This is a genomic window from Ignicoccus islandicus DSM 13165 (genome assembly GCF_001481685.1).
Taxonomy (GTDB): Archaea; Thermoproteota; Thermoprotei_A; order Sulfolobales; family Ignicoccaceae; genus Ignicoccus; species Ignicoccus islandicus.
In genome coordinates this window covers 539,469-561,762 of record NZ_CP006867.1, presented here as the reverse complement: position 1 = coordinate 561,762, position 22,294 = coordinate 539,469, and the positions used below count along the sequence as shown (strand labels likewise).

The following is a 22,294-nucleotide window of genomic DNA, read 5'->3' as shown; positions in this document are numbered from 1 at the left end:
GGTGAAACATCATGGGAGATCCTAAGAAACCCAGGAAGAAGTGGACTCCACCTAGCCATCCTTGGGTTAAATCTAGATTAATAGAAGAAATGAAACTAATGGGTGAATATGGATTAAGAAACAAGAGGGAAATATGGAAAGCAGCGACAATCTTAAGAAAGATAAGACATAGAGCCAGAGCTCTCTTGGCATTGCCACCGGAGGTTAGGGAGGCAGAAGAAAAAGCATTACTAGGTAGGCTGTATGAAATGGGTCTCGTAGATGAGAATGCGGCTCTCGATGACGTCCTCTCTCTAACTGCAAGAGATCTACTTGAGAGAAGACTCCAGACTCTAGTATATAGAAAGGGTCTTGCAAGAACCATACAAGAAGCAAGGCAACTGATCGTACATGGTCACATAGCAATAAACGGTAGAAGAGTCACGTCGCCAAGTTACATAGTGAAGAGGAGCGAAGAAGAGCTAATCGATTACGCCCCCACCAGTCCATTTAAGAATAAAACCCAATAACGCGTAGTGGGGTTGATGGGACGTGCCAAGGGAAATAAGATGGGGCATTGCACACATCTTCAGCTCTCCAAATAACACTTTCGTCCATATCACCGACATTACTGGAGCTGAAACAGCTTCTAGGATAACCGGTGGTATGGTTGTTAAGGCGGATAGAGAGAAACCCTCGCCATACGCAGCTATGTTAGCAGCTGCGAGAGCAGCCCAACAAGCTATGGATAGGGGAATTACTGCTATACACATTAAAGTGAGAGCGCCAGGTGGGTACGGTCCGAAGACTCCAGGTCCCGGTGCACAAGCTGCTATAAGAGCCTTAGCGAGATCTGGATTCATCGTTGGAAGGATAGAAGACGTAACGCCGCTTCCTCACGACAGTATCAGAAGACCCGGAGGAAGGAGAGGTAGGAGGGTCTAACGTAAGATGCCCATTGAGATTCTGGAGGAAACACCTTATTCTATTAAAATGAGGGTTTCAGGATACCCCCTGGAAGTTTTAAATAGTATTAGAAGGGCCAGCATGGAAGAAGTACCTAAGATGGCAGTTGATTTCGTCGGAATTGACAGAAACGACAGCGTGATGTTAAATGAAATACTAGCTCACAGATTAGCATTAATACCACTTACCTCTGAAGAAGCACTTTTCAAATATGGAAGCCCAGAGGAATGCTCTCGATGTACTCCCGAAGAAGCTGAAGCTGATAAGTGTTATACAACTGATAATAAACCGTGTTACGTACGTTTAATCCTAGACATCAAAGCAGAGACGGATAATGAGATAGTTTACAGCGGCGATCTAAGGAGCGAGGACGAAGACGTCAAACCAGTATTATCTAATATACCTATCGTTACGCTACTTAAAGATCAATCGATACGGTTAGTCGCTTATGCGAGGTTGGGGAGAGGTAAAGAACATGCGAAATGGATGCCAGCGACAGTAGCTATAGTAAAACCAATCCTAGAAGGAATAACGTACAATGAGAAGCTATGTAATGAGAAATGCCAGAAGGAATGTGTAGAGAAGTGTCCCTACGCTTTCGAGTTTAAGAACGGTAGGTTAGTCTTAAAGGATAATGTATCTTTATCAATGCTTATGTACTGCATAGAGTACATTTGTGAAGGCAGTTCAATAAATCCCGTATTTAAAAACAATGAGTATTATTTTGAATTAGAAGTAGATGGTTCTCTCTCTCCAAAGAAAACTTTAATTACGTCAGCCAATACTCTAATAGAGAAACTTAATTCAATAAAATCCCGCCTAGAGGAAATCGGGGGTGTTACGAAATGAGTTACAAGAGGAAGTTCACGAATATAGTGTTAAGGAAAACAATTGATGAGTTAAAGAAAACCAAATCACCCGCTTGGAAAAGGGTAGCTGAGCTGTTGCTACGCCCGAGCCGAAAGAGAATTGTAGTGAATGTTAGTAAGATAAATAGGTATGCAAACGAAGGCGACGTGATAGTGGTTCCTGGAAAGGTCTTGGGTGCTGGCGATCTGGAAAAGAAAGTTACAGTCGCAGCAATCTCGTTCTCGTATACAGCTTTAGAGAAGATAACTCAGGCTGGGGGGAGAGCTATTCATATCTATGAATTAGTTAAAGAAAACAGAGAAGGAAAGGGTATAAAGATTATTACTTAATGCTCGGAGGGAGGTAAATTGAAGAGAGTCGTAATTGTGGATGGTTCGAACCAAATATTGGGTAGAATGGCTTCGCATGTAGCTAAAATGCTCTTAGATGGATATGAAGTTCATGTAATAAATGCTGAAAAAGTGGTTCTATCTGGTGAGCCTAAGAGGGTTATAGAAGGCTATAGGATATTGCTGAACGTTAAGACCCATAGAAACCCCTACCGTAATAAAATAAAAAGACCTAGAAACCCGCGTGCATTAGTTAAAGACGCAGTGAAAGGAATGTTGCCTAAAGACAAGAAGAGGGGAAGAGAAGCATTAGGTAGGCTTAGAGTTTACGTTGGTGTACCTCAACTGAACGTAGATGCACCAATAATCAAGTTCCCCGATGCTGATAGTTCCCGTTTATCTAGGAAGTTCATTACAGTAGGTGAGGTTACAAGGAGATTAGGATGGAGAGGTGAGATGTGATGGTAGACGTCCGATGGGCTAAAGAGGAGACTACTAAGAAAGGTGTGAGAATAGTACTCGCTACCGGGAAAAGAAAAAGAGCAATAGCTAGGGCAGTAGTATATCCCGGTAATGGTAAGGTTTGGATCAACGGAGTTCCTGTAGAAATACTTAAACCAGAAATACGCAGATGGAGAGTACTCGAACCCCTAATGCTAGCTGGAGAGAAGGTTATGAATAACGTTAATATCAAAGTATGGGTCAAAGGTGGTGGTTTCATGGCTCAAGCCGAAGCGGCGCGTATGGCTATTGCAAGAGGTCTCATTAAGTACACTAACAGCGAGGAATTAAAGAACCTATATGAAGAACATGATAGATACATGCTTTCGGGAGATCCAAGAAGAACCGAGCCCGAGAAATGGATGAGGTATTCGGCTAGAAGGCGTAGACAGAAGAGCTACAGGTGATACTTTTTGATACCCATCCGATGTTACACTTGCGGGCGTGTGATAATACATTATTATGATGAATTCCAAAGAAGAGTAAGAAATGGTGAAGATCCCGGAAAAGTGCTAGATGATCTCAAAATAGATAGGTATTGCTGTAGACGCACGCTACTAGCAACAGTGGATACGACTAAGGATATAATTAAGTTCAGTAAGCACGTCTATAGGTGGTAACACAATGAGCGCGGAAACCAAGGAGTCGGTTGTTGAGTTACTAATACCGTTGGAGTTATACCTCCAACATGGAGTCCATATAGGAACTAAAATGGTAATGAAGTATATGAATAAGTTTGTATTCAAGAGGAGGAACATCGATGGACTTGCAATATTAGATGTTAGGAAAATAGACGAGAGAATAAGGATTGCAGCAAAGTTCCTATCGAGGTTCGAGCCAGAAAAAATAATGGCTGTATCCGTGAGACAATATGGTCACAAACCCGTCTTGATGTTCAGTAAATTCGTCGGAGCCAAACCTGTAATTGGAAGATTCGTACCAGGGACCTTAACTAACCCTGCATTAGAAGTTTACTACGAGCCAGATGTAATCTTAGTAACTGACCCCAGAGTCGATCAACAAGCAATAATTGAAGCATCCGAAGTAGGAATCCCCGTAGTCGCATTCTGTGATACTGACAGTAAAACTGAAAACATCGATCTAATAATACCCGGAAACAACAAAGGAAGGAAGAGCCTAGCACTACTCTACTGGTTGCTAACGCGTCAAATACTTGTTGAGAAGAAACAACTAAGTCCGGACGCGTCTTTAGATGAACCGGCACCAATTAGCGAATTCGAAACTAAGATAAAAATGATATAATCCGGTCTTCTTTTTATATATCTCAACGTGGTTAACTGCATCAAGATTTCAATTGACAATGAAGCAAATTATCTCACAATGTTAAGATTGGATTCCAACAGACCATCGAGTTCATAATTTACTCGTACTGCGAGGAACTGCCTCAGTGGGCTCCTAGTAATCATTGCAATTAACGCTCATTGTCCGCCACAATCCTCATCGGCCAGCAATATCCTAACATAACTCATAATAAGGCCACGTATAGATAGCCTAAATCGAGGGTGAAACGGGTATGGTGAAGTATAAAGTAACCATTGAGGTAGAGAAGTGTATATCCGACGCAGTTTGCGTTCACTTGTGTCCAGACGTATTTGAAATGAACGAAGAGTACAAGTCAGTAATAGTTGAACAATACAGGGTTGATGGAAATCCCGCAATAGGTATCGTTCCCGAGGAATTAAAGGACTGTGTAGAGCAAGCGGCACAAGCTTGTCCAGTTCAAATAATTCACGTAGAACCTATCGAAGAATAACCGGTTACTTAACTCCAAATTTTTTAGTGCTTGCCTTTTCCTTCATTTCAATTGCCTCCTCAAGCTCTCTTTTCAAGTTTTGTGCCGCTGGTAGAACGACTTCTGGGGGAAGCACCTCTAACAATCTTTTCAAAAATTCCAAAGCACATTTTTTACTATGAAAATAGAATTTTTCTCCCCCAATCGTTATTTCGATTCCTTGACCTTCAAAGAAATATCTTCCACAGAACATGCATTTCCTTCTCTGTTTTTTCAATTTTACACTACCCGGATCGAAGTTGGGGAATCATAACTTATATAACCGACTTTACTGTCCTAGATGCAGATACAGTCACGAGAGTAGTGGTAGAAGGTGTAGTTAAAGGAGGTGCATTGGACAGTGATAAGCGTTGAAGAATTGAGGATTCCGAGCGAATTACTTGAACTAATTAAGAAGAAAGGTTGGACCAGATTAACTGAAATTCAAGAAAAGGCGTTCAAACCAGTCTATGACGGTAAGAATACCTTAATCATGGCACCTACAGGCTATGGAAAAACGGAAGCGGCCATCTTACCAGTATTAGCAAAGATGATTTCAATGAAACCAGAACCGCTAGCAGTAATCTACATCACTCCTCTGAAATCACTAATAAACGATTTAAAGGAAAGAATAGAATGGTGGGCCTCACCGTTAGGATTTAGAGTTGCCAGAAAGCACGGTGACGTTTCGGCCTCCGAGAGAAGTACTAGACTAAAGAAAGTACCACACATATTACTTACAACACCTGAAGGACTTGAAATAGATCTAGACTGGGCTACTCAATTTAGGAAATATTATAAGAACGTCAAATGGGTTATAATAGACGAAGCACATGAGCTAGTGAGCAATAAGCGAGGGGCTCAACTCTCTGTATTACTTGAGCGACTCAAAGCCTACACACAGTATGACTTCCAGAGAATAGCATTAAGTGCTACAGTAGGAGATCCGGAACTTACCGCTAAGGTGTTGTTTGGTTCATCAAAGAGAGATACTCGAATTGTAAGTGTATCTAAAAGGAGGAAGATAACTCTGGAGATTGATACCGTCACTTCAACCGAGAACACCAACTTCTGGTCTGAATTAGCCAAGAAGGTCTTAGAGAAGGTAGATCCACCCACTCTAGTTTTCGTTAATACCAGGTTCGCTGCAGAGAGATTGCACGAAGAAATAAGTAAAATCTCCAACTTAAAAGTAGAAGTTCATCACTCTTCGGTATCGAAAGACGTGAGAGTTAGCAGCGAGAAACTTCTCAAAGACGGTAAGATAGACGTGGTAATAGCTACGAAGACTCTAGAGCTTGGTATTGATATTAATAAACTGAAGAAAGTAATTCAAGTTAAGTCTCCGGGAAGCGTTGCGGCTCTGCTCCAGAGAATTGGTAGGGCTGGACACGAATTGGGTGGGGAGTCGAGGGGCTCTCTGATAACGACAACTGAAATAGATACGATAGACTCATACATAGAATCAATCCTGGCTGTCAGAGGCATAGTTGAGAAACCTAAAGTAATTGAGATGCCATTAGATGTATTGGCACGCGAGATAATAGGAATGGTATTACAATATAAACAGCTTGATGTGAATTTCGCCTATGAGGTCGTAAGGGGATCGTATCTCTTTAGAAACCTTACACGCGAAACATTCGATGAAGTTATAGACATATTGGTCAAGAATAAACTCTTAAACAAAGAAAATAATAACTTGAAGATAGGATATATGTTCTACAAACTATGGTGCTTCGATTGCCAAAGCAAGAAATGGTGGAGTAGACCTTTCGGTGAGTTCTTCTCTATGATTTCAGAAAGAGATACCTTCGTAGTGAAGTGGAACAACAAGACAATAGGTGATTTGGACGCCTTCTACGTATACAAGTACCTAAGACCTGATAGCAAGATAAGACTTGCCGGAAGAGTATGGAAAATAATTAATATCGATGAAGAAAATATGAGAGTGATAGTTGAACCTTCTACAGACGACAAGGGCGAAGTACCTCTATGGCGTAGTGATGAATCAATAAGAAGTCCTTTAGTACCCGTTTATGCCATTGAAGTTTTGACGTCTCAAGAGGTACCATCCAACGTTAGAGTTTCGGAAGAAGCTCAAATGAAAATAAGAAGGGTTGTTGAATGGTACCAAAAGAGAAAAGTACCTATTCCAGGAGGTAACCTCTACTATGTAGAAAAATTAGACAAGGGATATAGCATAACCGGATTTATCGACCACAGAGTTGCAGAAACTATTGCTCACATATTGATGTACCTAATATCATCTGAATATACAACTTCGGTTCAAATAAGGTCTTCCATGGTAGGTATTGCGGTAACTATAGAGACTAACGAAAAGATACCTAATGTTGTTCAATTACTGAAGAAAATAGATAACGTAGAAGAACTCCTTAAGAAATCGCTTGAACGTTCACCGTACTTATTCCAAGTGGCCAAGGAGATTCAACTAAGCTTCGGGAAGATAGGTAAAGTTACGCCTAATGATGGGATAATATATGAAGAAGCAATTAAGCAAACTATCCAGAAGCACTTCGACATCGAAGCAACCAAGGAATTCCTTGAAGGGATTAAAAGTGGCAAAATAAAGCTCAAGTTACTTAAGGCGAAGACATACTCTCCATTTACGGAATATCTGCTATCCCTGCCTCCCGTTAGACCATGGCTTAAAATGGTCGAGATGAGGATAGTGAACACGCTTAAAGGCGAAGCCTTTACAGTTGAGGAACTTGCTCTAATGCTTAACTTGAGCCCAACAACTATTGAAAACAAGCTGAAGGAAATGAGAAAACCCACTTCAAAGAACAGAACCCTACAGTTCATCGACGTCGAATTCGGTGAGACTAGGTGGATACTTCTAGATGATCTCGATGAAATAATGAAGAGAGATGAATATAGTTCCTCCTTTAAGCCGAAAGACATCCACGAGAACTTCGTGGTATACTTTAGAACATCGCCTAAGGACGAATATAACATGAGATACTTTAAACCATTAGAAATACTCCAAGACCCAGAGGGATTCTTAAGCAAGTTCCCTGACGAGGAATATTACGAAGTAAAGGTGATGATACCAGCTGATACTCTCATCAAGAACATGGTGCCGAGATACTTTTATATACCTAAGAAGGCGCTCCCAGCGGTCCTGTTGAATGCAGTGGCGTACCTTCAGAGGATCAGGAGACACACGTAGATCATCGGAAATACTATGGGGGCTAATGCTTTCTATATCCGTCACCGCCTTAACTCTTTTTATTGCTCCTATCGTTTCACTTACGTATCCATATTACGACATATACTCCTTATCATCCCTCTTAATATCATCAATATTATTCTATATAGTTAAGAAATACTTCGAGGTACTGAGGACAGTTACTGCCCGGACCATACTAAAGGCATTGGTTATCTTCTGGTTCGCTACACCGTTTTTCCTAGCAATACCTTTCTCTATTGTAACAAAATTAGATATAGCGGATTCCTATTTCGAAATGGTGAGCGGTCTCAGTGGTACTGGCTTTACAGTAATCGAGCCTTCTAAGTACACGCCCTTCGTTAATGCATATAGAGCGACGTCTCAGTGGGTAGGAGAAGTCGGGACTTTGTTCCTAGTCTTGATACTCGCTCTCGTCTACAATGTATCTCCTACCGGTATAGTCTCAGCCCTTGGTAAAGGAGAAAAGGTAAGACCCAGTATGTACCAAACCGTTAAGGATCTAATTATAACGTATATCGTGTTGACCGTAATACCAATAATATACATGACAATTAGTGGAATGAGCGTATATAATGCTATTGTTTACACTTTCGCTGCTTTAGCTACTGGAGGATTCTCACCTACAGATATGGGGGCGGGAGATCTCAGTTTCCCTCAACAGCTAGCAGTCATAATAACGTGCATACTGGGTGCTTTGAACTTCTCAATTTACCTTAACATAAAATATGGTAAATTGAAACAAGCGATTAAACACGTTGAGCTTAGAATGCTTTTAGCATCAATCGCTTTCTATGCAGTTCTCCTCATGATTTCTTGGGGTAAATACGACTTCTATACTATTTGGAACGCGTTTTTCCATTCAGCAAGTGCAGTTACGACTTCTGGTTTTTCCATAGTTGATGTATCCAAGTATCCGCTATCTTCAAAGTTCATATTGATAATTGCTATGCTTATAGGTGCATCAACTTTCTCAACAGGCGGTGGTATCAAACTATACAGAATTTACGTTTTCTGGAAAATAATCAGAAGGCAACTCAGATCGTTAGGCAAACCAGAAGGATTTGTAAGCACACTCAAAATCGATAGGGAAATTTCTGAATCGGAACTAACTGCCATGATGACTTTCGTAGTTCTGTACTTCTTGACCTTTCTAGTCATATCGGCCGTGTTAGTTGAGCTCGTCAAATTACATAAGATAAGCGTATCCCCAACGGACGTGATGTTTGAAGTATCTTCTGCGATGTCTGGAACAGGCTTATCTTCAGGTCTAACTTCCTTAGCGACTGTAGATATAAGAATGATATTAGCAATCTCGATGATAGTTGGTAAGCTTGAAATAGTGCCAGTACTATATTTCATCCAGTCCGTAGGAGGGGAACTTTGTCATATCATTAAAAGGAAGAGGCTCAACCGAAAAGCAACTTTCTAGCTCTCTTTAGTGCTTCGTCTTCGTTCTCAGCTTTTATGTTAATCAGAATGTTTGTTCCGGTAATTTTCACAACGTAACGTTTCTCTCCGAGAGCGGAGTATTTCTCGATAATTTCTAATTTCACTTTATCTTCTGTTGACATCTTCTATCCCTAGACCAACTGTGGTAGTGGAAGGATTGATGGGTGGCCCTGGTCCCGCCGCGGGGACTCGAACCCCGGGCCACCCGGTTTCTGCTGCCCACCCCTTCATCTGGGGGCTGAGTGCCCCACTCCGGGGGTGGACCACGTACGGGTCCTACAGCCGGGCGCTCTACCGCTGAGCTACGGCGGGTTCCCGTGATGATTACGCCTCTGCCGAGGCTAATAAGTTTAACTTTCATACGATACTTAATTGAGTATGCTTGATAAGCACACTTGCGAAGGAATGATGAGAATGATAACAAGGGGATGGTATATGGTGCCGCGGCCGGGATTTGAACCCGGGTCACGGGCTTGAAAGGCCCGCATACTTGGCCGGGCTATACTACCGCGGCTCGCCGTAGCACATCCATACTTGAGTGTTTAAAAATTTAATCTGAAAGATGACGTAAGGGTTCTTCACGTGGCTCGGTATTGTGTTGTACTAAGCATAGGTTATGGTGTAGTCTTACTTGCTCTGTGGAATTCCGTTTTAATCGCTCTTGAACTAATTAAACCATATTCCATCCAAACCTTCTTGTCGTTCTCGTTACTCTCGGTGATAGCTACGTTAACGGTAGTAGTACTCGGATCTCTGTTGAACTGCTTCTTCGAGTACATTGGAAAAGAGGCATTTGGCGTTTCGCCGGACATCTCTATCACAGCTGGATGGATCCTCATCGGATTCATTCTAGCAATAAATCAAGTACTTCCGCAGTACGTTAATCCATTCGAGTTAAGCACCTTCCTAAAATTACTTTACGACGTAGGTACAAGTTCATATTCATTCAATGTTTTAGCCTCACCAATATTGTATATTATAGGGAATACTACATTAAACCTCTTAGGAGCTGGTTAGTTTAGCCTCAAACAGGAGTTTAGGAGTGAACATCGAGCCACTGGAAGATTACGATGCACCAGTCGTTTTGTTATCAATAAAACCTAAGTACGCTCAAAGAATCTTAAGCGGATATAAGAAGTTCGAGCTGAGAACTTGGATTGGACTTGATTTAGTTCCTGGAATGCTAGTCGTAATGTACGTTTCTGGTGAGATAAAAGCCATAATAGGTGAATTCCGAATAGGTAAAGTCATAAAAGGTCGTCCCGAGTACGTTAGGAAACGAATTGAACAAGAAGGCGGGGAAGAAGTTACTGGTATCGGCGAGGAAGATTACTCATATATCTCTAGATCAAAGAAAGCCTTTGCGCTGGAAGTCACTGAACCCAAGAAGTACAAGAGGCCTATCTACTTGAATGAGCTACGAAACGTGATTCCCGGATGGAACCCTCCCATGAGTCATACGTTGTTAGGTCCGGGTGACCCCCTGTGGGAAATGATTATTAAAAAAGTTAGGGAACTCTAAAGCCTTTCTATGAAGTTTAGCGAACTTTTTATCACTTTTTTAATTAAACCCCTTCGCGGCTTAAGGAAGACATATAAAACAGAGGTCCTAGGCACGAGCGATACGTGAAGAACGTTTTCATCTAGTACAATAGATTTGAGGTCGTTCAAGGTAGGATGATTTTCTTCAGTGTTAGTCAAGTAGATCGTACCATTTATTATAACTTTATTCTTTAGTACATTTCTTAGCTCCTTTGCATTGTATCCTAATGTCTTAGGGTGAACTATATGAATTTCCTCTCTAGGAATTTTGGTTAATCTGAAAACAATGTATAACCTGTCGTGACGTAGTGTGAGTAGAGATATAGGGTAATAGAGTAAGCTCTCTCGAGGCATCAGACCAAGTGAAATCTCGATTTTTTCGATCTTTTCATTCCTTACTTTGAACTCGCTTTTAAAACCGCTATACAATCCCGTTAATGTGTATAATTTGTCTACAGGGTCTAGCGAACTCTCTATTTCCCTAACGTAGTCTCTCATTAGTTCCAAGTTAGTTCTTCTACCTCTAAAGAATTGATAGGTAGTGGCACCGGCAAGTGCAAATAAACCTAGCCATAACAACACATGGGTTCACCCAAATACTTCTTTGCAATCTCTTCGAGCTCCCTTACTCCTCTAGGTGGCGGTACCAAGTATGGGACTTTTACTATACGATAATCTTTAAATGAGCTTTCAATGAAATTTATCCACTTCCTTTGCATTTCCTTCATTTCTAGTAGAGTTGGATCGATTGAGTCTGCAACTATAACCTTATTTATAACTACTCCGCATAAAGGCATGTCGAACCTCCTTAAGACGTCTCTTATTCTAGCGGCTTCCAAGCAAGGCATTTCCTCTGGATTGACTACTATTGTAATTGGCGAACTCTTTATACTCTTAAAAGTTTCTTCAAGAGCCTTATATTTCTCTATCTCTGTATTTAATATTTCCAATACTTTGTCTTCTATGGATTCAGCTCCAATTAGTTTCCTTCGCTTGAGTATTTGTAATCTAAGTTCCCTTATGTGGTTCAACCAGGTAAGCATTATCTGAGGTAATAGAAGTACCCTAACTGAAAGCGCTGTAGGCGCGTGATCAATGACGATGTAGTCGTATTTCATTTCCATTAAACGAGCTATAGTTTCTAATAATACTTGCTCCTCTACACCGGGGGTATATTCAATCGTTCTGATGATCTTATCTAAGTTTAAGACTTTCAAGTACTTGTAATGGCTTTCGATCTCCTTCGCAATGCTTTTACCGTATTCTTCCATAAGCTTCGTTACGTCTGGTTCCATGGCATGCAAGTTCTCCTTAACCTCCTTAGGTTCCTCTCCTAGTTCAATCCCAAGCACGTCTCCTAAGTTATGTGCTGGATCTAAGGAAACTAGCAGTGTTTTCCCCTTCCTTGACAATAGAATAGCTTGGAGCGCGGAGGACGTAGTCTTACCAACGCCTCCTTTTCCTAGGAAATGAAAGAGCCGTGCCACGTCTTTCCACCTCATTCTATGTCGAAACCTATTATACCTAGCTGATCGTCAAGGTATTCTATCCTATTGAACATAAGATAGATCTCCTTCTCAAGGTACGGTAGTAGCTTAAGCGAAGTCGAAATCGGTATGAGAGGATAACCCGCCAAGAAGCCCAACGTTATGAGTGCGAAGAGGTGCTCTAGTTCTTCTAGTTCCATTTCAATGTACTCCGTGGCTCTCAGATTAACGAAACCTATTACTGTTTCCAAGATCTTCTCAAAGAACTTCATTTCTTGCTTCACCCTAATGACTCGGTTATTGCATGTTTAAATGACAGTTTAAATATAGCATTCCTTCTCAAAAGAGCAATTAATTAAAACCTACTAGTTTGCATTAGAGAGATGGTGAGAGATTGATAACTACCACTTTACTGGTTGTAATAGCACTCGTAATTTACGCTACTACCTATATTCTCTATGGTCGCAACGTTCTCGAGAAGAAAGTGGTTAAGGCTAGCGCAGAAAGAGAAGTTCCCGCGAAGAAATTCTTCGACGGCGTTGACTTCGTGCCAACGAACAAGTACGTGTTAATGGGCCACCACTTCGCTTCAATTGCAGGTGCCGGTCCCATAGTCGGACCGGCAATGGCAATGGGATGGGGTTGGCTCCTACCAATACTTTGGATATGGTTTGGGAACGTCTTTGTCGGTGCAGTACACGACTACCTATCTCTCATGGCTAGTGTAAGGTACGACGGAAGGAGCATTCAGTGGATATCTGGGAGGTTGATAAGTAAAAGCATGGGAAGGGCCTTCTCAATATTCATATACTTCGCCCTCTTGTTAGTAATCGCGGCCTTCGGTGCCGTCATAGGCAAGCTGTTCACAGCAATACCAGTAGTCGCAACGGCGTCGCTTACTCAGATAGCTTTAGCTTTAGTTCTAGGTTACCTAATGTATCAAAAGTCATTGAAGCCAACCTACGCGGCTGGAGTGGCAGCGCTTTTCATACTAATTAGCGTCCTAGTTGCGGAGAACTTTCCTATAAAGTTATCATATAACGAGTGGATAGTAGTCTTGTTAGTTTACACTGTAATTGCCGCTAGTCTTCCAGTATGGGTTCTCTTACAACCCAGAGACTTCATGAACTCTCTGCTGTTGTATTTCGGCCTAGCTATAGGCGTCGTGGGCTTAGTTGTCTTATTTGGAGAATTAAAGGTACCAGCCTATACTAGCTTCATGGCACCTGTGCTCGGCGTTGCCTCTCCCTTCTGGCCAATAGTACCTTTAGTAATAGCTTGCGGTGCATTGAGCGGATTCCATAGCTTGGTCGCCAGCGGTACTACTTCCAAGCAGCTGGATAGCGAATTAAGCGGTCTCTTAGTAGGCTACGGTTCCATGTTCGCAGAAGGCCTTTTGTCTACACTAGTAGTCGCCTCGATAGCAGCTATGCTGCCTTTAATGCTAACGAATCCCTCAGCTTACGGTATAACATTAAAACTTCAGCCTCAAGAAATTTCCGCAATACTATCGAACCCTGTTGAATTCGGGAACAAATACGCGAAAGTTATGTCCGCTTTCGGTGGTCCAGCCGGTATATTCTCAAAGACCTTCGGAGCGGCCGTTGGAACGGCCCTTCATCTACCTATAAGTACACTAGCGTTATTCGCGGGCTTGTGGATAACTTCGTTCGCTTTAACGACTCTAGATACTACAGTAAGACTAGCTAGGTTCACGTGGAGCGAGCTAATGGAGGACTTGAAGCTCGATAAGACTCTACTAGGTAATGCGTGGGTCAGCTCAGTAATCGCCGCGTTGTTAGGCTTCAGTTTAGCTTGGAGTGGAGCTTACTTACTTCTATGGCCTGCATTCAGTGGCGTTAATCAGATGCTAGCTTCCATAGCGTTAATGACCGTTGCAGCATGGGTTATAAAGGACCTAAAGGCACCAAAGAGATACCAAGTTACGGTCTTGGCTCCAGCGGGCTTCCTATGGGTTACCGTCACCCTAGCGCTCCTCATTTACGTTGCCTACATTGCTCCCGTAACCATTGCGGCGAAGGGTAACGTTACACTCGCAGCGGTCGAAGCGATAACCATCGTAGAACTAATATTCAACTTCTATCTCCTAAAGGAATTCTTGAAGGTTATGAGAGAAGAAAGGAGCCAAAAAGAAGTGGCAGTTAGTGCCAAACTCTAGCTAATCTGAGCTCGAAATTGAGTTTATTCCATAATTTCTTATCGCGATCTTTGAGATAGCTCATAAATTCGCTTCTCTTTTTCTTTGGGAGCAAACGCAGAGCCATTACGGCGTACTTGACTTCGTTTACCTTGTTGAAAGCATTTATTACATAATAGGTCCTATCCTTCCATTTAGGTCTATTCAACGAATTAACTAGCTGCGTTATCAACATGTATTTCTGCTCTTCATTTAGCTCTTTTATTAGCTCAGGAGATTTTAGAACGTCCTCGAGCGAAGGTGGTTTCACACGGAGCCATGCAACGAATAGAGTACCAGCCTCCTTACCTACGAAGGCACTCGCTAATGCAGTAAGTTTCCCTGCGATACCTACCTTCTTGCTTCGAGCATGAGCGGATGACTCAACTGGAGACTCCTCTCGTAGTTTATCGATCTCATCCCTCCAAGACGTTTGAAGCTCTATAGCTAATTTCGACCAAGCCCTCGGCGTCGGGAACGGTTCCAGTCCCTCTCCTTCACTTGGAACAGATAGGAACAAGTTTGGATGTTGAACCAAGAACGAATAAACCTCAGGTGCCCAATTCTCTCCATATTTTTCTTGCATGTAATCGAGCCATTCTTCTAATTTAGGTGCTCTTACGTAAAATACTGCAAGCCTTCCGGAAAGTAATGGTAGAGGGAGTGGTCTAGCTAACGTACTATATTCAGGGGGATTACCCGCCGCCACTACTAGCTTGTTAAACTTGTACATATTTACGCTTTTGTTGAGTAGTATCTCGAATGCTGCGCTCATCAAAGTATCGTCAGCAACGTTCGTGAACTCATCTAGGAACAACATGCCCCCTGCCGATTCTCGTAAAACTTTGACCCATCTAGGGAGTTTGTAATCGAAGACTTCTTCGTCACCATGGATTTGCGGTATTCCGGTTAGGTCCTCTGGTTTTATCATATCCAATCTCAGTGCAACCAAGGTAAAAGTTTCGCTTAGAGGTTTCTCTGGTTCCTTTCTACTTTCATATATCCAGAAATGAAGACCCATTTCGTTTGCCATTATACGCGCGCTTTCAACTATTGCTTCGCTTTTACCTATGCCCGGTGCACCTAAGAGCAGTATGCCCGGTGTCTCCCCCGTTTTCTGATAACTTCTCATGAACTTCAATATCATTTCTATTACTTCGTTAACCGAAATTTCCATTTCTCATCCGCCTTAATTCCGTGGACAAACCTTTATGACTAAACGACTGACTAATACAAATATAACCATCTAGGCCCACTTCCAGTGGGCTGAGATACGTGGCAGTCCAAGCACTCGTCTTTATGACAGTAGAGCCGTCAAGGGTAACGGAACTTCCAGATAAGCTAAAGCAGATAGATGGCGTGAAGGAGATATATGAGGTAACCGGAACGTATGATTTCGTTATAAAGATGGAGGCCAGTAACTATACTGAGTTAGCTAAAATACTAAGAGAAAAGGTTCTTAAGCTGCCAGGAGTTATAAGGACTACGACATCGTTCATCGTTGCAAAGCACTTGTAAAGGCTGTGAAGAAACTTGGCCGGTCCCGAGTGGATGAGGTAGGTCCAGCTTCAGAGCCTCTTTAATTCCTTATCTCCAACCAACCAATATTCACCGTCAACCCTCCTCTCTAGTTTCCAAATTGGAACCTCGTGCTTCATTTTTTCCAAGAGCTCCCTTGCCCCTTGAAACGCCTCTTCCCTGCTCGTGGCAGAGGTCGCGACAATTAGAGTTTTCTCTCCGACCTTTCTAGGTCCTAAGAACTGAACTACTAAAGCATCAATTAAGTTTCTCTCCCTAACAACTTCATCTATCTTCTCTTCAATGAATTTTTCTAAATCTTCGTGGGCTTCGTAGACTAACTCTTTGACGAGACCTCCTTTCGATTTGACGAATCCAACGAATAAAACAATGGCTCCGCTTTCCGGGTTAGATAAATCTTTTATTACTTCATTCACATCTATATCTTTATCGAATGTTACAATAGCTCTCCTTCTCCCCCCGGCGGCCGGTGGTATTACGTCAATCCGATACTCCTCACTAAGCGGCTCCCTTTCGTCGGCATATCTCTTATTGACTAAAACCACTGGTTTGGCTAATTCATAGAGTTCGCCGAGTTCTTCTTTTAAAATTTCCAGAAGGTCACTAACGGTCGCTCCTTCCCTTAGTTCGTACTCTTTTTCCTCGCCTAGCTTGTCTCGATATACTGAATAAAACTTAACTTTAACTTTCACAGGGACCTCCACTTCTATAATTGCTTTAATCTAGATTAACGTTTGATAGGCCGGGTACCGAAAATTAGATTTCATGGTGAAGTACCATGTCATTAAAACGCTTAAGAAACAAGAAGCAATTAGAACCTATAATAGAAAGGAAAATGGATCTATGGGATTACATGGAGAAAGTGAAAGACGTTGTCAAAGAGATAAGGCTAAACGGTATGGAAGCTCTCTCCAAATACGTCAAAAAATTCGATAACTACGACGGTGAGAAACTAATATTAGAGAAAAATGAGTTACAGAGAAATGTTGATGAGGAACTTGTAAATGTCTTTCAAGAAGTCTTAGATCAGCTAGAGGCCTTTAATAGGTCAGTCCTCCCTCCCAATTCATCCATTCGAAGCAATGGAATAGCGGGCGAAATTCTCTGGTTTCCTATTAAACGACTGGGAGTTTATTCACCCGGAGGTATATTTCCGTACCCTTCTACGATCTTAATGACGGCTGGATTGGCTAAAAGACTTGGTGTAAGAGAAGTAATTGTGAGTACGCCACCTAAGGCGGCGTTCAATCCCGCCGTTAGAGCCGCTCTCGTTGCATCCGACGTAGATGAAGTAATACTAGCGGGTGGTGCTCACGGCATCGCGGCACTTGCATACGTGGCTAAAGTTCATAAAATAGTAGGACCAGGAGGACCATACGTTCAAGCGGGTAAGGTTCTCGTAAGCGTTGACGTACCAATTGATATGATCGCTGGACCCACGGAATTGGTCGTAATAGCCGATGAAACAGCGAACCCTAAGGAAGTGGCGTACGATATGATGGCTCAAGCGGAACACGGACCACTGAGCTTCGCACTCCTCTTAACTACATCGACTGAGCTAGAAGAGAAAGTAAGTGACCTCGTCTCAGATTTTGAACACGATAATTTATACTCCTACGTCGTCAGAAATATTAGTGAAGCGATAGAGATAACCAACGAGATCGCACCCGAACACGTCAGCTCGTTCGTTGATTCCTTCGAACTACCTATAAGCGGTGCGATAAGTATCAAGACCCCTAGTCCATTAATTGATTACTCCGCAGGCCCTAACCACGTTCTGCCTACTTCTAAATGGGCGAGAGCTAGAGGACCCCTTTCCCCTCTAGACTTCTACCGATGGATGGCAATAGTCAAGAGCTATCCCGAATCGATTAAGTTAATTGAACTAGCGATCAAGATCGCTGAATTAGAGGGTATGAAATACCATGCTGAAGCCCTAAGAGTTAAGTTAGAATCGCTCAAGCATCACGATGGGTAATTAACGAATGGTAAGAATAGCAGTTATCGACAAAGATCTTTGCAAGCCTAACAAATGTAACTACGAGTGCATAAGGTTCTGTCCAATAAATAAAAGTGGAGTGAAGAAGGCAATAGAGCTAGGTGAGGATGGTAAACCGGTAATATACGAAGACGTTTGTACAGGTTGCGGTATATGTATTAAGAAGTGCCCATTCGGTGCAATCCATATTGAAAATCTACCCGAAGAGATAGAGGACAAACTAGTGCATAGGTATGGTGAGAACGGCTTCGCTCTCTATGGCCTACCAATACCTAAGAGAAATGAAGTTATTGGCATTATAGGAAGGAACGGTGCTGGTAAGAGTACTTCAATGAAGATTCTAACCGGAATTTTGAAACCCAATCTCGGGAAGAAGGAAGCCAGTTGGGACGAAGTTCTATCTAAGTTCAAGGGAACTGAGTTATTTAACTACATTAAAGACTTGAGAGATGGTAAGATAAGGGCTGTATACAAGCCGCAATACATAACCCAAGCAGCGAAGTTACTCAAAGGAACTGTAGGTGAGCTACTTAAGAAGGCTGATGAAAGAGGGGTATTTAGAGAAGTAGTTGAGCAACTAAACCTAACTCATCTCCTTAATAGAGATGTAAGAAACCTTTCGGGAGGTGAGATGCAGCGGCTTCTAATTGCAGCAGTCATTGAGAAAGACGTGGACGTATATGCTTTCGACGAACCCACAGCGTACCTCGATGTCAAGGAGAGGTTATCTGCAGCTAGAGCTATAAGGAACTTAATACCAAGGAATCGCTATGTATTAGTTATAGAGCACGATCTTGCTGTGCTTGACTACATCTCCGATCTCGTTCACGTAATATATGGCGTTCCTGGTGTCTATGGTATAGTGTCTCAACCCTATAGCGTTAGGGTGGGCATCAATCACTACATAAAGGGCTACTTACCTTCAGAAAATATGAGAATAAGGGATAGACCAATAAGGTTCGAAACCCCTGAAGCGAGGGAGAAGTTCCTTCCAACAGAAGTATATTTGACCTGGGATAGGATGTTCAAGAGGATTGGTGATTTCGAACTAGAGGTAGAGCCCGGTGATGCTAGGAGAGGAGAAGTCATTGGAATACTAGGTCCTAACGGAATAGGTAAAACTACATTCATTAGAATGTTAGTAGGTGAACTGAAGCCCGACGAAGGATTCGTTCCAACCGAAGGTCTCAAGCTCTCCTATAAGCCTCAGTACGTGTCACCAGAAATGTTTAAACGATTTGGAACGGTCAAGGAGCTCCTGAAGAGGGTCCGAGAGGACTTCTTGGATACCTCTTCTTGGTACTACGTAGAAGTGGTTAAGCGCTTAGGTTTGAATAAGTTATTGGAAAAAGAGATAAAGGGACTTTCCGGCGGTGAGCTCCAAAAGGTGGCAGTGGCAGTCGCTTTAGGTTTGGATGCAGACGTTTATCTCTTTGATGAACCTTCTGCGTTCCTAGATGTAGAAGAGAGGCTAGCCGTGGGAAATGCTATACGTCACGTTGTAGAAAGTAAGGGGGTAACGGCCTTTGTCGTTGATCACGACCTGGTAATCATGGACTTGATAGCTACAAGGGTCATGATATTCCAAGGAACTCCCGGTAAACGCGGTCATGCATTACCACCCATGAGCTTGAGACGAGGAATGAATGAATTCTTGAAGGAACTAGGTGTAACGTTCAGAAGAGATGCCGAGACAGGTAGACCTAGAGTAAATAAGGAGGGTAGCCGTTTAGACCGATATCAGAAATCAATAGGAGAATACTACTATACTCTGCCTAGCAAGGAGTAGCTACCTATATTTAAATTTCGGATAGGGAAGAAGTGAAACTCGCGGGGAGGGATCGTGATTCCATTTGGGGACTATTTGAAGGCATCCGAAGAGCAAATAAAATTGCTTGAAGAGCTCCAAGATATAATAGAAATGCTGAAGGAGTTGCCAAGCGATGATGGGATAGACAATAGAATAATTGAAATCCTAACTCGTTTAAGGGAACTAAGGAGGTCTCTTAGAGAGATGAATGAGGGCGAAGGGGAAGATTTCGAGTTACTAAGGAAGTACTATAGGCTCGTAGGCATTGAAGACGAGAAGGAGATCTTAGAGGAACTTCTAAAAATGAGTCTGAAAGGACGCGTTAACGTTCCCCAAGAAATGATACTTGAGGAGATAAACGATCTAAAGCAATTTCGCGAGACGCTCTTCGGTGATTGATACTTCGATTGATACCTCTTAAAGCTAGAGAGTTTGGTGAAAGTGAACTGAACGAATTCTCCTTACAAAACTTGGATATAAAGTCGAATACGCGGTCTTACATTTGTGTCACCTAGTAATATTCCGATAATACGACGACCCCTCTGAAAATGGAGCATAGTGCTAGTAAGTATTGGGAATCGGGTATGAGGATGCAAATACCTAAGAAGAAAGGCGATCACCTAACGCAATTGGGCTTCACTAACTCTAAGCAGCCTAGCACAACTTTAGAGGACCTCATGGGGAGAAGCGTAAACAGCAACGAGTACCAAGGTCCAAACAAGTTGCTTCTCGAGGCTGCTGAGAGGTATCTATGGGAGAGCGTCGTTGAGGAAGTCATGCCAAAGGACATGATTTCTGCACATAAGGAGGGTATAGTATATGTTCACAAGCTACCGCAAAGCGTATTCCTCCCCTACTGTAACGGTAACGACTATTCGAGAGTGTTAAAGAAGGGACTCAAGACCCCTACTATAGTTGCGGGTCCCGCTAGGCATTACCAAGTTGCGATGGCCCATGCGGCTAACTTCCTTGCCATGATGCAACAATACTGGACAGGTGCTCAAGCGTATGGAAGTTTAGAACTTTGGGTCGCTCCCTTCATAGCAAAGGAACACCTCAGCGATGAGGAGATAAGACAAGGTATTCAGACCTTATATTACGAACTTAACTTGCCATGGAGGCCAGGAATGCAAACGCCTTTCACTAACATCACTGTGACGTATACCGAGAGTAAGTATATGTTAGATCAACCAGCTGTAAATGGAGGCGCCTCCACCGGCGATCTTCTAGGCGACTACCTAGACGAAGCTAGGAGGTGGTTAATACAACTAGGTAAGGTACTTCAAAGAGGGGACGCTCAGAGGCAACCGTTCACCTTCCCCATTCCTACTTTGATGCCCACTGCCAAGGACTTCTATAATGACGCCGAGCTCTTCGATGCAATATTCGGAACGGCAGCTAAGATGGGAAGCTACTACTGGCTAAACACAAAGGTGATTGATCCAGATTCAGCCTTCGCAATGTGCTGTAGATATGTAGTCAAGAAGGACGACGTTAACAAGGCATTGCTCGGCGGCCTCCGCTTAAAGAGCTTAGAAGATCAGAGGAAAGAAGAGCTCGAAAGGCTAGCAAAGGGCAGACTCGGTGGGATGTGGGCAATTCCAGACATAACTGGTAGTATAGGCGTCGTCACGGTTAACCTACCTAGAATCGCCCTCGATGCAAGGGGAGACGTTGATACGTTCTTCAACATCCTTGAAGAAAGAGTAGAGTTAGTTGCTAAATGGCTTAGCTGGTGGAGAGCTCACTACTTGAGGCTGATGAAGAACTACAGAAACTTCTACAGCATGGTCTGGGAATACAGCCCCGAGTGGACTAAGACGCACTTCAATACCATTGGTGCAATAGGCATGCCCGAAGCAGCAGCCATCTTGCTAGGTGACCCCGAGGTCTGGACGAGCGAGGACGTTGGTACTAAAGAGAAGGCTATTCAACTAGAAGATGAAATGATAAAGAGGATGGCAGATATTGCTTCGAGGCTTACCGTTGAAATGGGTGAACCATTCAACGTTGAGGAAGTACCAGGTGAAACAGCGGCAGCGAAGCTCTTCATGAACGACTTAAAGCACTACCCGGAAGTCAGGGAGTACGTTCCTGAAGGAGTAGACATGTACTCTACTAGCGTGGTTCCCTACTACGATCACGGAATAACTCTATGGCAGAGAATAAGATGGGAAGGAAAGGTCCAACAAAGGTTCACTGGCGGTGTTATGATGCACATATTCCTAGGCGAGCAACCGGATCCAGAAGCGCTAGCTAAACTCACGCAGAAAATAATGGACGCTGGTGTCGTATATTGGAGCTACACGCCCGCGATAAGCGTATGTGAGAACGGGCACAAAACGGTAGGCCTCTATACTAGGTGTCCTAGATGCGGCGCCAAGACTGAGATATGGAGTAGGATAATTGGCTACTACCGGCCAGTGAGTAACTGGAACCCATTCCGTCAGAAGGAGTTCGGCATGAGGACTCATTATGGAGAAGACTTAGGTAAAGGTAAGTTGGCTGTATACAGCCTCGAAGACGGTAAACCAATGTAGCTCTCAACTTTTCCACTTGCCTTCCCTAGAACTTATTCTAGTGTCTAATCCTGGTACGCTAGATCCTTTCTTATATTCAATAT

At 42.8% G+C, this 22,294-nt stretch carries 26 protein-coding genes and 2 tRNA genes; 19 read left to right on the top strand and 9 right to left on the bottom strand.

Going from position 1 to position 22,294, the window contains the following annotated elements:
* Positions 1 to 11 precede the first annotated feature (11 nt).
* The 9 genes from EYM_RS03175 (at position 12) to EYM_RS03135 (ending at position 4,419) form a co-directional block, all read left to right on the top strand.
* On the top strand, positions 12 to 509 hold the full coding sequence (locus EYM_RS03175; RefSeq protein WP_075049641.1) for a 30S ribosomal protein S4: 498 nt from the start codon (positions 12 to 14) through the stop codon (positions 507 to 509).
* Between the two features lie 22 nt (positions 510 to 531).
* On the top strand, positions 532 to 924 hold the full coding sequence (locus EYM_RS03170; RefSeq protein WP_075049640.1) for a 30S ribosomal protein S11: 393 nt from the start codon (positions 532 to 534) through the stop codon (positions 922 to 924).
* A 6-nt stretch (positions 925 to 930) separates the two neighbouring features.
* A complete protein-coding gene (locus tag EYM_RS03165; protein WP_075049639.1) occupies positions 931 to 1,794 on the top strand; it encodes a DNA-directed RNA polymerase subunit D in 864 nt (287 codons plus the stop codon).
* Positions 1,791 to 2,144 carry a 50S ribosomal protein L18e gene (locus EYM_RS03160; protein WP_075049638.1) on the top strand — a complete coding sequence of 118 codons (354 nt, stop codon included), beginning with the start codon at positions 1,791 to 1,793 and terminating at the stop codon, positions 2,142 to 2,144. The genes EYM_RS03165 and EYM_RS03160 overlap by 4 nt, the downstream gene beginning before the upstream one ends.
* Before the next feature lie 18 nt (positions 2,145 to 2,162).
* The gene (locus EYM_RS03155; protein ID WP_075049637.1) at positions 2,163 to 2,606 is read left to right on the top strand and encodes a 50S ribosomal protein L13; all 444 of its coding nucleotides are present in this window, start codon (positions 2,163 to 2,165) and stop codon (positions 2,604 to 2,606) included.
* Positions 2,606 to 3,052, top strand: a complete 447-nt coding sequence (locus tag EYM_RS03150; RefSeq protein ID WP_075049636.1) for a 30S ribosomal protein S9 — start codon at positions 2,606 to 2,608, stop codon at positions 3,050 to 3,052. The genes EYM_RS03155 and EYM_RS03150 overlap by 1 nt, the downstream gene beginning before the upstream one ends.
* A gap of 6 nt (positions 3,053 to 3,058) precedes the next feature.
* Positions 3,059 to 3,265, top strand: a complete 207-nt coding sequence (locus tag EYM_RS03145; protein ID WP_075049635.1) for a DNA-directed RNA polymerase subunit N — start codon at positions 3,059 to 3,061, stop codon at positions 3,263 to 3,265.
* Between the two features lie 4 nt (positions 3,266 to 3,269).
* Positions 3,270 to 3,908 (top strand): 30S ribosomal protein S2, encoded by a 639-nt coding sequence (rpsB, locus tag EYM_RS03140; protein ID WP_075049634.1) that lies wholly within the window; start codon positions 3,270 to 3,272, stop codon positions 3,906 to 3,908.
* A 271-nt stretch (positions 3,909 to 4,179) separates the two neighbouring features.
* A complete protein-coding gene (locus EYM_RS03135) occupies positions 4,180 to 4,419 on the top strand; it encodes a ferredoxin (protein WP_075049633.1) in 240 nt (79 codons plus the stop codon).
* 4 nt (positions 4,420 to 4,423) lie between these two features.
* Here the strand turns inward: EYM_RS03135 and EYM_RS03130 are convergent, their stop codons facing one another.
* Positions 4,424 to 4,675, bottom strand: coding sequence for a hypothetical protein (locus EYM_RS03130; protein WP_083495021.1), 252 nt, complete (start codon positions 4,673 to 4,675; stop codon positions 4,424 to 4,426).
* 123 nt (positions 4,676 to 4,798) lie between these two features.
* Between EYM_RS03130 and EYM_RS03125 the strand changes: the two genes are divergently transcribed.
* Both EYM_RS03125 and EYM_RS03120 read left to right on the top strand, forming a co-directional pair.
* A complete protein-coding gene (locus tag EYM_RS03125; protein ID WP_168050185.1) occupies positions 4,799 to 7,627 on the top strand; it encodes a DEAD/DEAH box helicase in 2,829 nt (942 codons plus the stop codon).
* 25 nt (positions 7,628 to 7,652) lie between these two features.
* On the top strand, positions 7,653 to 9,077 hold the full coding sequence (locus EYM_RS03120; RefSeq protein ID WP_075049632.1) for a TrkH family potassium uptake protein: 1,425 nt from the start codon (positions 7,653 to 7,655) through the stop codon (positions 9,075 to 9,077).
* On the opposite strand, the gene EYM_RS07805 is transcribed toward EYM_RS03120, so the two are convergent.
* The 3 genes from EYM_RS07805 to EYM_RS03110 all read right to left on the bottom strand — a co-directional run bounded on the left by EYM_RS07805 (position 9,055) and on the right by EYM_RS03110 (position 9,611).
* Entirely contained in the window at positions 9,055 to 9,219 is a 165-nt protein-coding gene (locus tag EYM_RS07805; protein WP_157058747.1) for a hypothetical protein, read from the bottom strand. The two genes, EYM_RS03120 and EYM_RS07805, sit on opposite strands and share 23 nt — an antisense overlap.
* Positions 9,220 to 9,268: 49 nt before the next feature.
* Positions 9,269 to 9,409 (bottom strand) — tRNA-Tyr (locus EYM_RS03115).
* 124 nt (positions 9,410 to 9,533) lie between these two features.
* Positions 9,534 to 9,611, bottom strand: a tRNA-Glu gene (locus tag EYM_RS03110).
* 68 nt (positions 9,612 to 9,679) lie between these two features.
* Between EYM_RS03110 and EYM_RS03105 the strand changes: the two genes are divergently transcribed.
* Positions 9,680 to 10,114, top strand: coding sequence for a hypothetical protein (locus EYM_RS03105; protein ID WP_075049631.1), 435 nt, complete (start codon positions 9,680 to 9,682; stop codon positions 10,112 to 10,114).
* 25 nt (positions 10,115 to 10,139) lie between these two features.
* Positions 10,140 to 10,619, top strand: coding sequence for an ASCH domain-containing protein (locus EYM_RS03100; protein ID WP_236943433.1), 480 nt, complete (start codon positions 10,140 to 10,142; stop codon positions 10,617 to 10,619).
* Here EYM_RS03100 and EYM_RS03095 read toward each other — a convergent pair.
* The 3 genes from EYM_RS03095 to EYM_RS03085 are packed head-to-tail and all read right to left on the bottom strand — an operon-like array spanning position 10,616 to position 12,398.
* Positions 10,616 to 11,221, bottom strand: coding sequence for a hypothetical protein (locus EYM_RS03095; protein WP_075049630.1), 606 nt, complete (start codon positions 11,219 to 11,221; stop codon positions 10,616 to 10,618). The two genes, EYM_RS03100 and EYM_RS03095, sit on opposite strands and share 4 nt — an antisense overlap.
* Positions 11,206 to 12,141 carry an ArsA family ATPase gene (locus tag EYM_RS03090; protein WP_075049629.1) on the bottom strand — a complete coding sequence of 312 codons (936 nt, stop codon included), beginning with the start codon at positions 12,139 to 12,141 and terminating at the stop codon, positions 11,206 to 11,208. The genes EYM_RS03095 and EYM_RS03090 overlap by 16 nt, the downstream gene beginning before the upstream one ends.
* The gene (locus tag EYM_RS03085; RefSeq protein ID WP_075049628.1) at positions 12,138 to 12,398 is read right to left on the bottom strand and encodes a DUF7990 family protein; all 261 of its coding nucleotides are present in this window, start codon (positions 12,396 to 12,398) and stop codon (positions 12,138 to 12,140) included. The genes EYM_RS03090 and EYM_RS03085 overlap by 4 nt, the downstream gene beginning before the upstream one ends.
* A 122-nt stretch (positions 12,399 to 12,520) precedes the next feature.
* Between EYM_RS03085 and EYM_RS03080 the strand changes: the two genes are divergently transcribed.
* Positions 12,521 to 14,305 carry a carbon starvation CstA family protein gene (locus tag EYM_RS03080; protein WP_083495018.1) on the top strand — a complete coding sequence of 595 codons (1,785 nt, stop codon included), beginning with the start codon at positions 12,521 to 12,523 and terminating at the stop codon, positions 14,303 to 14,305.
* Here the strand turns inward: EYM_RS03080 and EYM_RS03075 are convergent.
* Positions 14,289 to 15,500 carry an ATP-binding protein gene (locus tag EYM_RS03075; RefSeq protein WP_075049627.1) on the bottom strand — a complete coding sequence of 404 codons (1,212 nt, stop codon included), beginning with the start codon at positions 15,498 to 15,500 and terminating at the stop codon, positions 14,289 to 14,291. The two genes, EYM_RS03080 and EYM_RS03075, sit on opposite strands and share 17 nt — an antisense overlap.
* A gap of 98 nt (positions 15,501 to 15,598) precedes the next feature.
* Between EYM_RS03075 and EYM_RS03070 the strand changes: the two genes are divergently transcribed.
* Positions 15,599 to 15,841: an Lrp/AsnC family transcriptional regulator gene (locus EYM_RS03070; RefSeq protein WP_236943432.1), complete on the top strand. Its 243-nt coding sequence runs from the start codon at positions 15,599 to 15,601 to the stop codon at positions 15,839 to 15,841.
* A 50-nt stretch (positions 15,842 to 15,891) separates the two neighbouring features.
* Here the strand turns inward: EYM_RS03070 and EYM_RS03065 are convergent, their stop codons facing one another.
* Complete coding sequence (locus tag EYM_RS03065) at positions 15,892 to 16,554, bottom strand: molybdenum cofactor biosynthesis protein (protein WP_075049626.1); 663 nt, start codon at positions 16,552 to 16,554, stop codon at positions 15,892 to 15,894.
* An 86-nt stretch (positions 16,555 to 16,640) separates the two neighbouring features.
* On the opposite strand from EYM_RS03065, the gene hisD reads away from it, so the two are divergent.
* The 4 genes from hisD (at position 16,641) to EYM_RS03045 (ending at position 22,211) form a co-directional block, all read left to right on the top strand.
* Positions 16,641 to 17,840, top strand: a complete 1,200-nt coding sequence (gene hisD / locus EYM_RS03060; RefSeq protein WP_083495016.1) for a histidinol dehydrogenase — start codon at positions 16,641 to 16,643, stop codon at positions 17,838 to 17,840.
* Positions 17,841 to 17,847: 7 nt separating this feature from the next.
* Entirely contained in the window at positions 17,848 to 19,650 is a 1,803-nt protein-coding gene (locus tag EYM_RS03055; protein WP_075049625.1) for a ribosome biogenesis/translation initiation ATPase RLI, read from the top strand.
* A gap of 54 nt (positions 19,651 to 19,704) precedes the next feature.
* A complete protein-coding gene (locus EYM_RS03050; RefSeq protein WP_075049624.1) occupies positions 19,705 to 20,070 on the top strand; it encodes a hypothetical protein in 366 nt (121 codons plus the stop codon).
* A gap of 185 nt (positions 20,071 to 20,255) precedes the next feature.
* On the top strand, positions 20,256 to 22,211 hold the full coding sequence (locus EYM_RS03045) for an anaerobic ribonucleoside triphosphate reductase (RefSeq protein WP_075049623.1): 1,956 nt from the start codon (positions 20,256 to 20,258) through the stop codon (positions 22,209 to 22,211).
* Positions 22,212 to 22,294 lie beyond the last annotated feature (83 nt).

Coding starts and splice junctions, on each gene's coding strand:
- EYM_RS03075 (WP_075049627.1), bottom strand. CDS start 15,500: ATGGAAATTTCGGTTAACGAAGTAATAGAAATGATATTGAAGTTCATG.
- EYM_RS03055 (WP_075049625.1), top strand. CDS start 17,848: ATGGTAAGAATAGCAGTTATCGACAAAGATCTTTGCAAGCCTAACAAA.
- EYM_RS07805 (WP_157058747.1), bottom strand. CDS start 9,219: ATGTCAACAGAAGATAAAGTGAAATTAGAAATTATCGAGAAATACTCC.
- hisD (WP_083495016.1), top strand. CDS start 16,641: ATGTCATTAAAACGCTTAAGAAACAAGAAGCAATTAGAACCTATAATA.
- EYM_RS03085 (WP_075049628.1), bottom strand. CDS start 12,398: ATGAAGTTCTTTGAGAAGATCTTGGAAACAGTAATAGGTTTCGTTAAT.
- EYM_RS03045 (WP_075049623.1), top strand. CDS start 20,256: ATGAGGATGCAAATACCTAAGAAGAAAGGCGATCACCTAACGCAATTG.
- rpsB (WP_075049634.1), top strand. CDS start 3,270: ATGAGCGCGGAAACCAAGGAGTCGGTTGTTGAGTTACTAATACCGTTG.
- EYM_RS03165 (WP_075049639.1), top strand. CDS start 931: ATGCCCATTGAGATTCTGGAGGAAACACCTTATTCTATTAAAATGAGG.
- EYM_RS03090 (WP_075049629.1), bottom strand. CDS start 12,141: ATGAGGTGGAAAGACGTGGCACGGCTCTTTCATTTCCTAGGAAAAGGA.
- EYM_RS03160 (WP_075049638.1), top strand. CDS start 1,791: ATGAGTTACAAGAGGAAGTTCACGAATATAGTGTTAAGGAAAACAATT.
- EYM_RS03150 (WP_075049636.1), top strand. CDS start 2,606: ATGGTAGACGTCCGATGGGCTAAAGAGGAGACTACTAAGAAAGGTGTG.
- EYM_RS03175 (WP_075049641.1), top strand. CDS start 12: ATGGGAGATCCTAAGAAACCCAGGAAGAAGTGGACTCCACCTAGCCAT.
- EYM_RS03120 (WP_075049632.1), top strand. CDS start 7,653: ATGCTTTCTATATCCGTCACCGCCTTAACTCTTTTTATTGCTCCTATC.
- EYM_RS03135 (WP_075049633.1), top strand. CDS start 4,180: ATGGTGAAGTATAAAGTAACCATTGAGGTAGAGAAGTGTATATCCGAC.